This is a genomic window from Sphingobacterium corticibacterium (genome assembly GCF_004208525.1).
Lineage (GTDB): Bacteria > Bacteroidota > Bacteroidia > Sphingobacteriales > Sphingobacteriaceae > Sphingobacterium > Sphingobacterium corticibacterium.
This window is the reverse complement of record NZ_SGIT01000004.1, coordinates 298654-313914: the sequence shown is the minus strand read 5'-3', so window position 1 is coordinate 313914 and position 15261 is coordinate 298654. Positions and strand designations below refer to the sequence as shown.

Genomic DNA, 15261 nt, shown 5'->3' with positions numbered 1-15261 from the left:
GATATATTATCATGGCACAACATATGAATTTAACGCTAAAAGTTTGGCGTCAGAAAAATGATAAAACCAAGGGTAAATTTGTCACTATCCAGGCGAAGGACATCGCAGATGACATGTCTTTCTTAGAAATGCTGGATGTGGTAAACGAAGACCTTACACGCAAGGGAGAAGACCCTATATATTTTGATCACGATTGTCGTGAAGGTATTTGTGGTATGTGTTCATTAGTTATCAACGGTCGCCCGCACGGCCCAAAATACGGTATCACAACCTGTCAATTGCATATGCGTTCTTTCCATGACGGACAGACTATCGTCATCGAGCCGTGGAGAGCAGCGGCGTTCCCTGTATTAAAAGATTTAGCAGTTGATCGTACATCCTTTGATCGTATTCAACAGGCTGGTGGATATGTAAATGTAAACACCGGAGGTGTTCCTGATGCTAATACGATTCCTATTCCGAAACGTATTGCTGACGAAGCATTTGAGTCTGCAACATGTATCGGATGTGGGGCTTGCGTAGCTGCATGTAAAAATGCATCTGCCATGCTGTTCGTATCGGCAAAGATCTCTCAATTTGCATTATTACCACAGGGCCAAACAGAACGCTATGAAAGAGCACAGGCCATGATTGACCAAATGGATGCAGAAGGATTCGGTAACTGTACGAATACAGGTGCCTGCGAGGCAGAATGTCCCAAAGGTATCAAATTATCGAATATTGCACGGATGAACCGGGAATATTTTGGAGCAAAATTCTTTCGCGAAGAAGATGTACACACGCATTCCTAAGGCGTAGCGTCATAATATAAAAACTAGACATCCCCGTTATGTATACATAACGGGGACTTTTTTTTATATTTACATCCATCGTACGGAAAAGAATGGAGATGCTTACAAAAATTCGATTTTTGCTTTTGGTGTTAACACTATCCCTGATGGGTACAGCACTCACCATTCACTTCACCATTACGGATGAAGACATGCTCGAGCTGGATGAAAAAAAACTTACACGGAAGATCCATTGGTATGAAGACAGAATTGATGACATATTGCGAGATAGCCTCGTCATCAAAACCTTCCAGCACGCCGACAAGTATCCGGTACAACTCGCTAATCTTACGACCAAGCTGGCTAAAGAATTTATCTATTTTTATATATATAGCGATAACCAGATTGTGCACTGGTCTACCTATATCTACGTTCCTTTCAGTGATGTGGGCTTAAGCGAAAAGACTTCTGTCATCCAAACTGAAAATCGCTCTTTCTTAACAAAGAAAAAAGAGCTAACAAACGGTATTTCCGTCCTCGCTTTAGTTCCCATAAAGCGGAATTTCGAAAATACAAACCAATTCTTGCACAATAATTTTCTTTCTACTATCGGTGTTAATAATCTTGAAATTGCCGGATACGACGATAATAAAAATATACGTAATATTTATAGTAAAAATGGTAATTATCTATTTTCCGTCAAGTTAATCGAGGGAAAGAAAGATAACTTATTCATCAGTTTACAATTCTTTTGTTGGGTAGCCGGGCTAGTATGTTTGATTATCTTGATCAATAGTATTGCGATTTATTTCGCAAAAAAAGGGAAAGCTTGGCTGGGAATTATCTTGTTTGCTGGTACATTGGTAGCTGTACGGTATTTAGATCTAAAATCAAACTGGTTGTTTATCCATTCCAGCCTGGAATTATTTGATCCTAAACATTATGCCTACAACCAATTTTTACCCAATATTTGGTCTTTTTTGGTAAACACATGTGCCATATTTTGGTTTATGTGCTTTATTATGTCTATTCAAAAATACCTTCAAACCCCGGCTTTTTTAACAAATAGAAAGTATGCAATTATCCTCTCCGCGATTGGTATTTTTTCGATCTATTTCTTTGGACATATCATCTATTATTTTCTAGGAACGCTTCTGACGCATTCCCCCGTATATGAAAACGACTTCACCAAAATCCTCAATCTTGGCTCCTACGGTTGGTTATGTATTTTGTTATTCTGTATTAATGTACTTACACTGGTATTATATATTGACCGGGTGGTACAAATGGTGCGTCAACTACTAAATAATATTACCGTTATACTGAATATCGAACTAATCTGCTTGGTTTTTGCCCTAATTGCCACAGCTCTTATAGGGTTTAATATTCTCTTCGGTATTCTTTTTGGTATTTTAGTTTTTCTCCGGACTTACAAAGCCTACCATTTTTCGTCGCCTTATCAGCTCTCTACATTTATTTTAACGGTATTGCTATTTTCAACCATCTCGGTCATCTCTTATAACCACTACAATGAGATAAAAAAGATGAACAGAATGGAGCAGGCCATCGCTCACCTTTTGGCTGAAGATGATGTAAACGCCGTTTCCCTTTTTATTGATCTGGAAAAAAATATCATTAACGATTATCGATTAAGTAAACTCTTTAATCTGCATGATACAATGCCCGATATTCCTTATATTACGGATTATATCAAAACAAGATATATGAGCGGGTATTTGTCAAGATTCGAATTCCAAGCGTTCTATTACGACAACGAGGGGACCCCCCTAGAAAACTATACAATAAATAAACCGGCGGAATACCGGGAAAATGTAATTAAAAGTGCTATAAAAATTCCGTTCACCTCAAACTTTTACCGCTTACGTAGCGAGCTGGGGACACATGAATATTTCACCCATTTTTCCATTCCTTACGAGGACAACCCCGATAAGTTTCACCACATTTATCTCAATATAAAAAACCTATCTTATAGTACCTCTCTTCCCTATCCGGAAGTATTAGCGGACAATAATGCGACAAGCTGGCACTTTGAGTCCTTCAGGGATAATTCTTATGCCCTCTATAAAGGCAATAATCTGGTAACACAATACGGCACCTATAGCTATACGGAAAATGACCTAAGCATCCCGAATAAACTGCGGGAATATATGCCTTTAACAGTAAACGATCATTATTTTCATCTCGCCTATAAGCCCGATCAATATACAACGATTGTTTTTAGTATGCCAAAAGCATCCCTTTGGGAACATCTCGCCTTGGCATCTATCGTCTTCATACTCTTGCTCATCTTCTTCGGCCTATTTAATCTCATCAATTATCTTATCAAAACTTTTTCCAGTATATCGTTTCGATGGAATAGGATTCAGTACCATTTTCGCATCCTATTCAACAATATCCAGTACAGTACACGTATTCAAGCGTTGGTTAGTACATCCGTCTTATTGGGCACATTGATATCCGGTGCTGTCGCCTTTATTAGTTTAAACAGGCAGTTGGAAGAAACGACAACCACTAATCGATTAAAGGAAATTGCAGAAATCACTAAAAAGATTGAAAACTATATGGCTGGCAGTCAAAGTCAGGAGGGGTTTAAAGAGAAAATTGTAGAAATGCTCAAAGAAATGGCCCCTTCTACCATGACAAACTTCAACCTATACGATAAGTCTGGACGGTTACTTTACTCCTCACAACAACGTATTTTTGATCTGAAGCTTATATCCGAGTTTATGAATCCTGCAGCATTAAATAAACTAGCTGTATTGCGGAACTCGGAAGCTTATGAGCGGGAACGTATTTCAAACTTTTGGTTTTCTTCTGTATATGCAGCTATCAAATATGAAGATTACACGACGGCTGCTTACCTAAACATCCCTTATTATACCACGGAGAAAGATGCGGCAGATAGTAAAAACCTGTTGCTAAATACCATTTTAAATATCTATACATTTATCATTATTTTATTTGGTTTCATTGCCGTAACATTGTCTCGAAAAATAACCAAACCCCTAGATATTGTACGGATGAAGTTGGCAGAGACGCAATTATCCAACAAGATCAACGAACCTCTCTATTGGGATAGAAATGACGAAATCGGGATGCTCATTAAGGAATATAATCACATGTTGATTAAACTGGAAGAGAGTGCCAAACAATTGCGAGACGTGGAACGGGAAACTGCTTGGCGTGAAATGGCAAAACAGGTAGCGCATGAGATTAAAAACCCACTTACACCGATGAAGTTAGGCATTCAGCAGTTGATCCGATCCTATCAAGAAAACGACAGCCGCTTTGAAGAACGTTTTCAACGTATATCGACTTCTATTATCGAACAGATTGACCTGTTATCAACCATTGCCACAGAGTTTTCTGCTTTTGCCAAATTGCCGGAGACAAGCCTGGTAAAAATCGATCTTGTTGAAAAAATCCGGAAGGCCATCAATCTCTTTAGCAATACAAGCAATACATCCATCCTTTTAATCAACGAAACATCGGATAAATCGGTCTTTGTACAAGGCGACCGTGACCAATTCCTGCGGACATTCAACAACTTATTTAAGAATGCGATAGAAGCGAGTCTGGGCCGGAAGAGAATTAAAATTGATATTATTTTACGCTATACGGATGAAGATTCGGTCGAAATCTTGATCCAAGATAACGGTTTTGGTATCCCGCGAGATGTTATTCCTAAAATATTTAAGCCAAATTTCACGACTAAAAGCTCGGGGACTGGATTAGGTTTGGCCTTTGTAAAGCAGACAATAACGGGAATTGGGGGAAAAATTGATTTTATGACCCAAACAAATGTAGGAACAACGTTTGTTATAACGTTACCTATTTATAAAAAGTGATGAGTTATCTTAAAACGACACTAGCGCGTCCCATGATCGCATTATCATTATACAGCAAGACAGTATAGGCTCCTTTTTTGAATTTGTCTTGTGACCAAAGGAATTGATACTCTTCCCCATTATTCGTAAAACTAATGGTTTCCTTGAATGTATACTGTAATTTCTCACCATGCACATAAAACATATTGTTAGCGTCCCCAAATAAATTACCCGATGGATCTATCACCCGAACGAATACTTCTTTATTTCCTTTCGGCGTCAGGACATTATCTGCGACAGAAAACAAAATCTGTAATTGATCTATTCTACGGCTGCGGGATTCAGTCTCGATTTTGCCTTTTTTTGAGATTGAAATTCCATTAACCTGGATATTGGAAACCTTTAATGCGGAAGCAACAGTAACTTTGCCTTTTAGTTCCGTATTCTCCTGTGAAAGAGCGGTTACTTTTTTGTCTGTCGTAGACACCTGTCTAGTCAGCGTTTGGTTCTCTCTTTGAAGAATCTCATTTCTAATTTTTAACTCATTAAGGGCAAGGCGTAAAGTAGATACATCTCCTTTTAATCGCGCAACCTCTCTCGTTGCTACCTGGATATCTTCTTCTGAAATCGTTTGATTTTCAAGCTTCGTCCGCAGTGAACTGATACTCTCCCTAGCCCGTATCTCAGAAGCCTGCATTGTCGAATCGACTCCGGCTACTTTTTGCGCAACAAGATTATCTAATTCCGCTTCGATACGGTCAATCTCAATCTGTAAGTCCTGCTTTTGAATAGCCATGGTGTAGAGCTTCTCTCCAGACGACTTGAATTTTACATAAAAATAAACATTGGTTGCAAGCAATGCTGCAATAGCTATAATAAAAAAATAAATCTTCGAATTACTTTTTTTTGACGGCTCTTCGGGATATTTTTTGTTGGTGTCTAGCGCACCTCCTTTATCCTTATTTTGTTCTTTGTACATCCTCTTTTTCACATAAAATGCCGTAAAATCATTGTTATTTCTACGTTAACATCTTACAAAAACTATTCCAATTAAGACTTACACATATATAGGTATCTATTCAAAATAATTCAGAATGGTGAAGCCTCCTTTTTTCAGGTACTCTTCTTTCCGCATTAACTGCAAATCACTGTCTACCATCTCTTTCACTAACATGGGCAACGAGTATTTGGGATGCCAGCCAAGCTTATTGTTTGCTTTGGATGGATCGCCGATTAATAAATCTACCTCTGTAGGTCGGAAATACTGCGGATCAACTTTTACCACAGTTTGGCCCAATTTTATATGTTCCACAGGAATATTCAAGCGGTCCAATATCTCTTCATCACGGTCGATGATAACTCCTTTTTCATGTTCATCTTTACCACTAAATTCGATCTCTATGCCCAGTTCTGCAAAAGCCATACGCACAAAATCTCGAACCGTAGTCGTTACACCGGTCGCAATAACATAGTCTTCAGGTTGTTGCTGTTGCAAAATTAACCACATCGCTTCCACGTAGTCTTTCGCATGTCCCCAGTCGCGCTGCGCCGACAGATTGCCTAAAAATAACTTATCCTGTAAACCCAACGCGATCTTTGCGACCGCCCGCGTTATCTTGCGGGTTACAAAAGTTTCTCCACGCACCGGACTTTCGTGATTAAACAGAATACCGTTACACGCATACATGCCGTACGCTTCGCGGTAGTTCACCGTAATCCAATAACCGTATAATTTCGCGACGGCATAAGGGCTACGTGGATAAAATGGTGTTCTTTCGCTTTGTGGAACTTCCTGTACCAAACCGTACAGCTCCGAAGTAGATGCCTGATATATTTTTGTTTTTTTAGTCAGTCCTAATAGGCGAACCGCATCTAAAATCCGTAATGCACCGATACCATCCGCATTTGCCGTATACTCAGGCGTATCAAAACTTACCTTGACATGGGATTGTGCGGCTAAATTATAGATTTCATCTGGCTGAATTTCTTGAATAATCCGAATCAGATTACTAGAATCTGTCAAATCACCATAATGCAGCATAAAATTACGCTTGCTTGCGTGTGGATCCTGATAAAGATGATCAATACGGTCGGTATTGAATAGGGAAGAACGTCTCTTCAAGCCGTGAACGGTGTAGCCTTTCTTTAATAGAAATTCGGCTAGGTAAGCTCCATCTTGACCTGTAATACCGGTAATTAAGGCAACTTTGGTTTTATGTGTATCCATATTTTAGTAAATCGTAATGCGTAAGGAGTAACGAGCAGTCTATACTTTTTACCAGTCACTCCTTATTGATCACTTGATTTAGTCTTGTACGCGCGAGAAATTGAACACAAGATGACCGGTTCCGTTATCCAGTGGGATAGGCATACGCATGATCAATGACTGGCCGTCGGAATACGAAAGATCCAAACGATAACCCGTTGTTACATTCCGAGCTTTCTCACCTGAGTATATTTTCTTAAATTGAAACTGTGGGTGCAAATTATCGTTCGGGATGTCGTATATCGACCATACAATACTCCGTGTCGCGCCATCAGCACATAACGTTCCCGAAGCATTAAAAACAATACTTCCCTGATAGTTACCCCCAGGAAGGGTCCACACACTGCCAATAAAACAATCTACCGGTGCTTCATCAAAAATATTCTTAATCGTGTAGGCGGTAGGAACATCTTCCCGATCTACAGCGTTTAACACCCATTTACCCTTTAGCCCATTTCGCCACTCACGGGCAGATGGACCGTCATTGCCTAGCGATGTACCGCTTCCAGCAGAAGATTTTCGTTGAGCTCCACAGGATGCTAAAAGCACCACCAGTGTAAAGATTGTACATACGGATAAGATATGTTTTCGCATAATGTAAAAATTAGTTTTCTGAATTGAGTATATTCGCAAATATATAAATTATAACGCTGCATTGAATGAGCTCATCCAAAAATCATACCATAAGCAAGATTGTTGCAAAGGCTATGCTACGTATTACCATTATCCTTATTGCGTTCCCCATAATTGTTTATTTCACAAATCCTGAGATGATGTCGCAACGGATTTTCTTTCCGCATCGCTGGGCATTCATTTTCCCCATTTTATTGCTCTTGGTATTTATTGCATTCCTCATACCGGTATTAAGAGATAAATATACAAAAACAGAATATAATTGGCTTTTTTCATTGACCGGTATCTTTGTATGTTTGTATCTTGTGTTGTTCTATACGCGTATTTTATCCATTTCGTGATGATGGCAATGAAGAAAAGTAAATTCTGGACGTACGTTAAAAACATTTTTAAGATACTCATTACGGTGGCGGCTATCTATTGGGTTTCACAGAAAATATCGTTCACCGAGCTGAAGAGCGCATTGGAAAAATGTAATCCGCTCTATCTTTTTCTCGCTTTATTGTCTTATGCAGTGTCGCAATTAATCGCATCATCTCGGTTAAACAGCTTTTTAAAAGTGATCGGACTTCATATCAGCGAACGTTATAATTTAAGACTTTATCAAGTCGGTCTGCTCTATAATTTTTTCTTACCAGGGGGTATTGGCGGAGATGGCTACAAAATATATTTTTTAAAAAAAAATTATGCGATCAAAGGAAGAAGAGTATTAACCGCCGTGTTCTTTGATCGATTGAGCGGATTATGGGCATTATCCATCATTACGGGGTGCCTGATTATGTTTATGCCGCGACTAGCCATACCTCATGTCGTCACGATTAGTGTCTTGGTGATAGGTACCGCGACTTATCTGTATTTTTTACAACTTTTTTTCAAAGAATTTCTATCGAAATTCGTCATTACGCATATAAAAGCGCTGGCCGTACAAAGTTTCCAGACCTTGAGTGCCATTGCTATCCTGCATGCGCTAGGCTTCGCGGGAAAATTCTCTCCCTATCTATTAATCTTTTTAGTTTCATCGTTGGTTGCTATTGTGCCCTCTATACTGGGAGGTGCCGGTTTACGCGAATCGCTCATGGCATTTGGAGCGACGTATTTTCAACTTGACCCCCACCTTGCCGTGCTGATCAGTTTGCTTTTTTATATTATTTCGTTGCTGGTCGCAAGTTCCGGTCTCTATTATATCTTAAGACCCCAACGTTTGGGAGCAAATAAATTGCCCTCAGCGGAAGAGGTAGAAAAAGCTTTAGAAAAAGAAGAATAAATATTATGGCAAATATCATTATTACGGGTGCAAGCAGTGGGATTGGATTTGAAGCGGTTTTAGATTTCACGGCCAAAAAGGAGAACAAAGTCATTGCATTAGCGCGCTCGGGGGACAAACTACGCAAACTTCATGAAATCTCTTCTTCGCTCAATCCAGAAGGCGGAGAGCTCTATCCAGCCCAATTTGACGTGATATACGACAACTACCCGGACGCTTTAGTGCCCTTTATCCAATCAAAATTTGACACGGTGGATATCTTGATCAATAATGCGGGAATATTAATTAATAAACCTTTTCTCGAAACGTCATTGGAGGAGTTTGCACAAGTATTACAGACCAATCTGCTAGGACATATTAATATGATTAAAAATGTTGTTCCGTTTATGAAAAACGGAAGTCATATCGTCAATATAGGAAGCATGGGTGGTTTTCAAGGCGCATCAAAATTTGCTGGTCTTTCTGCCTATTCCACAAGTAAAGGAGCATTAGCTACTTTAACAGAATGTCTTGCGGAAGAGTTTAAGGAGCAAGGCATTAAGGTAAACTGCCTAGCGTTAGGCTCTTCACAAACGGAGATGTTTGAGGCAGCATTTCCCGGTGCAGAAGCTGGCACACTCGCTTTTGAAATGGGACGTTACATCGCGGATTTTGCGCAAAATGGCCACAAATATTATAATGGAAAGATATTACCAGTTGCAAATACAACCCCGTAGAGACGTAAACATACTGTCTCTACAGATCATTTATCCATTTTGCGAGATCAGAAAGTACCTTCTCATTAAATGTTTCTTCAATTTCAATATATTCCGAAACAGCACCTGTTTCGGCTGTTTGGAAGAGGTGATTTAATCCATCATACGCTTTTAGAAAATTCCTTTCATTTGGGGGTAAATGGTCGGTCAAACTCTCCAAATTAGGCGCGAAGGGAACCTGTACGTCTTTTGTCCCGTAGGCTGCAAACACAGGAACATCTATTTTTTTAATAAAAGGGATGGGATCTATTCGCATAAAATAACGATAAGCCGGTAATACCATCATTTTTATTTCGTCTTTTTGGCTATCGGAAAGGTTTGGCAATGGTAATGACATATTCTCCAGAATTTGGCGGTAAGCATCTTCATCACCCAGATCACTCTTTACAGTGGCAAAATTCCGACGATTCACTTCTTTCGCCTCTTGAAGTGCTTCCGTCGACATCCCCATTAGTTTCCCTATTTCGAAAGCTTGCAATACCATAAGCGAATCAATGGGAATCGCCGGTGCTCCTAAAAGACCGATAAAACCAACATCGGCGGAAGATTCGCCGGCAATCAGTTCTGCAATAAGTGCCCCTTCACTATGTCCAATGATTCCCACCCGCGCAGGATCTACTCTTTCTTGTTTTTGTATAAACCCTACAGCAGCAATGACATCACGACTGAAATCACCAATGGTGCTTTTTGGATAGTTTCCGGTAGAAGCACCAATACCACGTTCGTCATACCGCAACACGACCACACCTTGCTTTGTCAGATAATCGGCTATCACTTTAAAAGGTTTATGTCCTATTATCGTTTCGTCTCGATCTTGCGGACCGCTCCCGCTTACCAAGACGACAGCTGGTAGCTTCTCACCTTTCCGGGGCGTCGTTATTGTTCCTGCTAACTTGACGTCATCGTATTCACTGGAAAACGTAACATCTACTGTATCATAACTATACGGTGGCTCGGGCAGTTGTGGTCTCCGCCGTTTTGCGAGCGTATTCTCCGCTTTTAATAGACGCATCAGAAATGTCATGCTGTTTTGGGACACAACACCCTCAATTACTCCATCTGATAACAGTTTACCGTTATAGGTTAAACCAATCGAAGCAACGGCTATAGATATGGAATCCTGCTCAATGTGGATTGCGCTAACAGGAAGTTTCGCGTTTCCTTGCGCAGGGCTCTCCATGGCTCCTTTCCATACCGAGGCATGCTCCAAATGGAAAATCAGCGGTAGGGCAACGCCCTGTACGTTTAGTTCTCCTTGCCAAGTCCCCACAAATTTTTGACTATATCCAAAACACGATTGAAGCAATACAATTAAAAAAACAATATAATATTTCATATAAAAAACCCTCTATATACCAATAACGCCATACCGTCCAATACGAACACTACAATTACTATCAAAAAACCATGCCCAAATTTCTTACTATTGATCGAATGCCGAATACCAATCACGAGTAGATAGAAAAAATAAACGATCATAAACAGCAGGAAAATAGCTAAAAGGGCGACCCACATCATGTTCGACTGATCTAATGAAGTGACGAGATTAATTTCTGCTGTCTTTCTCATTGGAATTAGCTTTGTCATCCAAACAACCAACAAACCGGCAAATAACATGGGTATTCTAGCGATCAGCACATTGTTTAATATATCAACAAAACGAGTTTTTTTATACAGGACCTTCGCCAGCATGAACAGTCCTAATGTCAAAATTCCCATATTTGACAGATTTCCTAATATAATAGCGGTTAGACTTGTTGCGCCCATGTGGATTTGAATAACACCATCAAACACAATTTTTCCAAAATAGGAAATTGTTATGCTTGCTACAAAACCAACTAAACCTATCCATAATAGATTTCTCTCCAAATAATCTTCAAATGGGTTTAAGAACATTCGTTCCATATTATGCTTCATATTTTACCCTTGATTAACTTTACGATATAGTTTTAATATTTCGTTTACCTCTTTCGGCTTTTGTGTCCCAATGAGCATTTTAGCTCTGTTTCTTTGAACCACAAGATGAATTCCATATGAACCCTTCGTCGTAAAAGCTGTTCCTCCTCTACCGAACCGATAACCCCAACCACCATATTCCCATGGACTATATCGCTTCACATACACATCTCCTATCTCGTTCCAACGCCATGTTTTTTCTTTCCATATAAATGGAAAAAAACGGATATGTATACCTTCTGCATCTATACGCGATTGAAGTCTCGTAAAAAAGATGATAGCAAATGCTATCAGACCAATCAAGGCTCCTATGGAAAATTCTCCTATTTTTCCTTGATCTGAATAACTCCATGCCGTGTAGACACCTACCCCTATAATAAACAAGTATAATAAACACAGCCACCACGTTATAAAGCTTTGACTTTCCTTATAGATTTGATTATTCTTCATTTTTCAGCATTTTTATCCTGTTTATCAAATCATCCAGCTTGTTCCGTACAGTTGGATAACTCTTCCCCATTTGATTAGCCATTTCCTTTAGGCTTCCCGAATTTATTAAGAACTGTAAGACAAATTCCTGTTCTTCAATACTTAACTGCATGAGCACTGGCAAATGATATTTACCGGAAACTTCCGTTTCACAATTCATACAAACCAGTTTTGATACTACTAGTTGATTCTCGCAACTTGGGCAAATTGTCGGTAATTTCATCATACGGCCTTCTTTTTTCAAATATAAAAATAAATTATATTAAAATAAGTATAAATATATTTAAACAAATACTTACTATTATTTACAAATAAGAGTATTCCTAAACTTTTGTCCCCTTTTAAGGTAATAAACCTCCGGTATAATGTCAGCGCCGCCACGCTCTAATTCCCGATTTCCCGTTAATAATCGTAAATTCGCAAAATTTTAGTCAAATGAGAAAAGCACTTGGTTATATACTTACGCCTATATTTTATATCTGCTTTGCTGTGTCATTGCTAATTTTTCACCCCATTCAATGGCTTTGCTTTAAATTTGGCGGATATACTGCTCATAAAAAAAGTGTAGATCTTTTAAACGGCTTTTTGGTTGCCTGCAACTACACATTGTTTAATCGCACACAGTTTGTAGATAACAGAAATATTCCGACAGGAAGACCGATTATTTTTGTTGCGAATCACCAGAGTACCTTTGACATCCCACCCATGATTTATTTTTTACGACGGTTTCACGGAAAATTCATTTCCAAAATTGAACTGGCCAAAGCGGGAATTCCCAGTATATCTTATAACCTGGTACATGGTGGTGCGGCGAACATAGACCGTAAAGATCCCAAACAATCTATTGCAGAAATTTTAAAACTGGCGAACAACATGAAAACCAAAAATTGGTCAGCTTTTATTTTTCCGGAAGGAACACGTACAAAAACAGGTACAATGAAAGCCTTTTCAGTAGGTGGGATCGCCACCCTCTTGAAAAAGAATCCGGATGCACTCGTCGTTCCTATCGCTATTACAGGGTCCTATTTAATGGTGAAATATGGGATGTTTCCGCTACGCCCTTTCACTTCCATGAGTTGGGAGGTATTGCAACCGTTGGACACAACCGGGATGAACGCAGAAGAGATTGTAAAAAAAGCAGAAGAAATTATCAAAGCAAAGGTGGAAGGTTAATTAACGAACCTTCCTACCTTTCCAATCATATTTACCCACATTACCGGCTACACCTATGTACACAAGGTAAACGGCATGTATAAACGATAAAGGGAATAGGTACACCAACAAAAAGTGTCTATTTACAAGACTGCAAAGGGGATAAATAAAAACTAATTCCACCAACAGCTTCATTCCGAAAGCCAACAGAAATAACACATGAATGTTAGGTAAATCCACAACAAACTGTAGCAAACCCGCAATGAGCGACAAATTGAATAGCCATATACTGACTCCCAAGCAGACGACCCGCTTATCTCGATATTTGGTACTTTTTGAAGCCCAACGTCTCCTTTGGCTAATAAATGCCGAAAGCGTTGCTTTCGCATCGGTGTAGACAATAGCTTCTTTCGATTTGCAGAATCTTATTTTTGCAGCATATTTTTCCGCGACTTTATGTAAAAACAATTCGTCATCACCCGAAGCAAGATTATCTATACCGTTAAAACCACCCATTTCGTAAAACAAGTCCCGTCGATAAGCAAGGTTTGCCCCATTACAGGTCGTAGGATTTTTATTTCCTATACCCGCAGCGCCCAAACCAATCAGGTACAAGAACTCTAGCGTCTGTAGTTGTTCAAAACAGCTCTTCTCCTCATCGTATGCTACGGGAGACGAAACCATATACGCCCTAGTTTCCTCAAAACAACGGACGATAGTGCGCAGCCATCCCCGCCCCATGCGGCAGTCTGCATCGGTTGTAATAATTATCTCCCCAGAAGCTTGTGCTATAGCTCGGCTTATCGCTAACTTTTTATACGAGTTGAGCTTGTCCCCCTCATTCAATGAAAGCAAAGTGACACCTCGTGAGGCATACGAAGCGACAATGGTGGCCGTTTTATCAGTAGAATGGTCATCCACCACGATAATCTGCAAAAGTTCTTTTGGAAAGTCCTGCTGTACAATACAGTCTAATGTACGCGCAATATTCTCCTCTTCGTTACGAGCAGCAATCAGTACCGAAACAGGCGTAGATACCGTCTCCTGCTCACTGTTAAAATAAGGAATCTGAAACCATCCGCGCAACATATAGAGCACCAAAACAACATAAACGACGGTCATCGTGATGAGAAATATATCAAGACTTGTTGTCACCCACATAATTTACATTTAAAACAAATACAGATCCTATAATAGCGGGCAGAATAAGGTTGACAAACCAAATACAGGAAACGATTGCCATAACTGCTATTTCCTGTGAGGTAATATAACTATATAAATTACTTGCAACAAAACTCCGGACGCTAAAATCAAAAATATCGAGTGATGGAACGGCGGATTGGATAAAAAACAGGATAAAAATCATCAACACCATTGAAACAAAGGGCAATTCGGGCAAAAAGACCAACATCAGTACAACATATTGTGAAGTAAATATGATGAAACGCAACAATGAAAGAAGAATCACATACAAAAGCTCTCGTGCAGTGAAATCTTCCAGTATAGAGAAGAACGGTTTTATTTTACGCAAAAACCTAAATTTGCCGACAAGATAATCTACCCAATGTACGTTAAAATAAAGCACCATAAATGCAAGTGCATAAATTATTGCCAACAACCAAACTCCAAATTTTACACTATCCGGTGTAGGAAGATAGGTAGCGATAAACCAAGCGATACTCAAAGACCCAAACACACTTGTGAGCACCAGTTGTGCAAAGAGGCCGACCCCCATTGCAATTGCCCCTCTCGCTCTGCTGCGCGGTTTAAGAAGAAGAATACGTCCCCCATATTCTCCTATTCTATTGGGTGTAAATATTGCCCAGGTAAGTCCACAAAAGACCGACTTAATTGCTTTCCACCAACTAATAACTTCAATCCGCCGACTGAGATATTTCCATTTAACGACCTCGATTGCCCAATTCATTAGCATCATCAACACGACAAGGATCAGTGTTCCACGAACGGTCCACAGATCAACACTTTGCAATAGAGACTTAAATTCACGAAGATTCTGTTGGTTATTGACCTTAGAAACGATGAACCATGTCGCCAATCCTACAATGACCAACTTAATTCCCAGATTCAGATATTTCTTTTGTTGTTTTGTCAATTATTTAAAATAAAA

General features: G+C 39.5%; 14 protein-coding genes. 5 read left to right on the top strand and 9 right to left on the bottom strand.

Annotation, left to right across the window (positions count from 1 at the left end; all coding sequences use genetic code 11):
• The first annotated feature begins 11 nt into the window (after window positions 1–11).
• Both EWE74_RS18220 and EWE74_RS18215 read left to right on the top strand, forming a co-directional pair.
• Window positions 12–791, top strand: a complete 780-nt coding sequence (locus EWE74_RS18220) for a succinate dehydrogenase/fumarate reductase iron-sulfur subunit (RefSeq protein WP_206365294.1) — start codon at window positions 12–14, stop codon at window positions 789–791.
• Between the two features lie 146 nt (window positions 792–937).
• Entirely contained in the window at window positions 938–4639 is a 3702-nt protein-coding gene (locus tag EWE74_RS18215) for an ATP-binding protein (RefSeq protein ID WP_165384766.1), read from the top strand.
• A 4-nt stretch (window positions 4640–4643) separates the two neighbouring features.
• Here EWE74_RS18215 and EWE74_RS18210 read toward each other — a convergent pair whose 3' ends face one another.
• The 3 genes from EWE74_RS18210 to EWE74_RS18200 form a co-directional block, all read right to left on the bottom strand.
• On the bottom strand, window positions 4644–5597 hold the full coding sequence (locus EWE74_RS18210; protein WP_206365293.1) for a hypothetical protein: 954 nt from the start codon (window positions 5595–5597) through the stop codon (window positions 4644–4646).
• Window positions 5598–5693: 96 nt separating this feature from the next.
• On the bottom strand, window positions 5694–6845 hold the full coding sequence (gmd, locus tag EWE74_RS18205; protein WP_130143078.1) for a GDP-mannose 4,6-dehydratase: 1152 nt from the start codon (window positions 6843–6845) through the stop codon (window positions 5694–5696).
• A 78-nt stretch (window positions 6846–6923) separates the two neighbouring features.
• A complete protein-coding gene (locus EWE74_RS18200; RefSeq protein WP_130143077.1) occupies window positions 6924–7478 on the bottom strand; it encodes a hypothetical protein in 555 nt (184 codons plus the stop codon).
• A gap of 388 nt (window positions 7479–7866) precedes the next feature.
• On the opposite strand from EWE74_RS18200, the gene EWE74_RS18195 reads away from it, so the two are divergent.
• The gene (locus tag EWE74_RS18195) at window positions 7867–8781 is read left to right on the top strand and encodes a lysylphosphatidylglycerol synthase transmembrane domain-containing protein (protein ID WP_130143076.1); all 915 of its coding nucleotides are present in this window, start codon (window positions 7867–7869) and stop codon (window positions 8779–8781) included.
• A 5-nt stretch (window positions 8782–8786) separates the two neighbouring features.
• The gene (locus EWE74_RS18190; RefSeq protein ID WP_130143075.1) at window positions 8787–9497 is read left to right on the top strand and encodes an SDR family NAD(P)-dependent oxidoreductase; all 711 of its coding nucleotides are present in this window, start codon (window positions 8787–8789) and stop codon (window positions 9495–9497) included.
• Window positions 9498–9516: 19 nt separating this feature from the next.
• On the opposite strand, the gene EWE74_RS18185 is transcribed toward EWE74_RS18190, so the two are convergent.
• From EWE74_RS18185 to EWE74_RS18170, 4 genes are read right to left on the bottom strand one after another with little or no spacing between them, the layout of a single operon-like run.
• Window positions 9517–10872, bottom strand: coding sequence for an alpha/beta hydrolase family protein (locus EWE74_RS18185; RefSeq protein ID WP_130143074.1), 1356 nt, complete (start codon window positions 10870–10872; stop codon window positions 9517–9519).
• Window positions 10869–11453: a YIP1 family protein gene (locus EWE74_RS18180; RefSeq protein ID WP_130143073.1), complete on the bottom strand. Its 585-nt coding sequence runs from the start codon at window positions 11451–11453 to the stop codon at window positions 10869–10871. Before EWE74_RS18180 ends, EWE74_RS18185 begins: the two co-directional genes overlap by 4 nt.
• A 3-nt stretch (window positions 11454–11456) precedes the next feature.
• Complete coding sequence (locus EWE74_RS18175) at window positions 11457–11942, bottom strand: hypothetical protein (protein ID WP_130143072.1); 486 nt, start codon at window positions 11940–11942, stop codon at window positions 11457–11459.
• On the bottom strand, window positions 11932–12204 hold the full coding sequence (locus EWE74_RS18170) for a DUF2089 family protein (protein ID WP_394343230.1): 273 nt from the start codon (window positions 12202–12204) through the stop codon (window positions 11932–11934). The genes EWE74_RS18175 and EWE74_RS18170 overlap by 11 nt, the downstream gene beginning before the upstream one ends.
• 212 nt (window positions 12205–12416) lie before the next feature.
• On the opposite strand from EWE74_RS18170, the gene EWE74_RS18165 reads away from it, so the two are divergent.
• Entirely contained in the window at window positions 12417–13154 is a 738-nt protein-coding gene (locus EWE74_RS18165; RefSeq protein WP_130143070.1) for a lysophospholipid acyltransferase family protein, read from the top strand.
• On the opposite strand, the gene EWE74_RS18160 is transcribed toward EWE74_RS18165, so the two are convergent.
• A complete protein-coding gene (locus EWE74_RS18160) occupies window positions 13155–14294 on the bottom strand; it encodes a glycosyltransferase family 2 protein (protein ID WP_239018708.1) in 1140 nt (379 codons plus the stop codon). It abuts the gene before it with no gap.
• A complete protein-coding gene (locus tag EWE74_RS18155; protein ID WP_130143069.1) occupies window positions 14272–15246 on the bottom strand; it encodes a lysylphosphatidylglycerol synthase domain-containing protein in 975 nt (324 codons plus the stop codon). Before EWE74_RS18155 ends, EWE74_RS18160 begins: the two co-directional genes overlap by 23 nt.
• Window positions 15247–15261 lie beyond the last annotated feature (15 nt).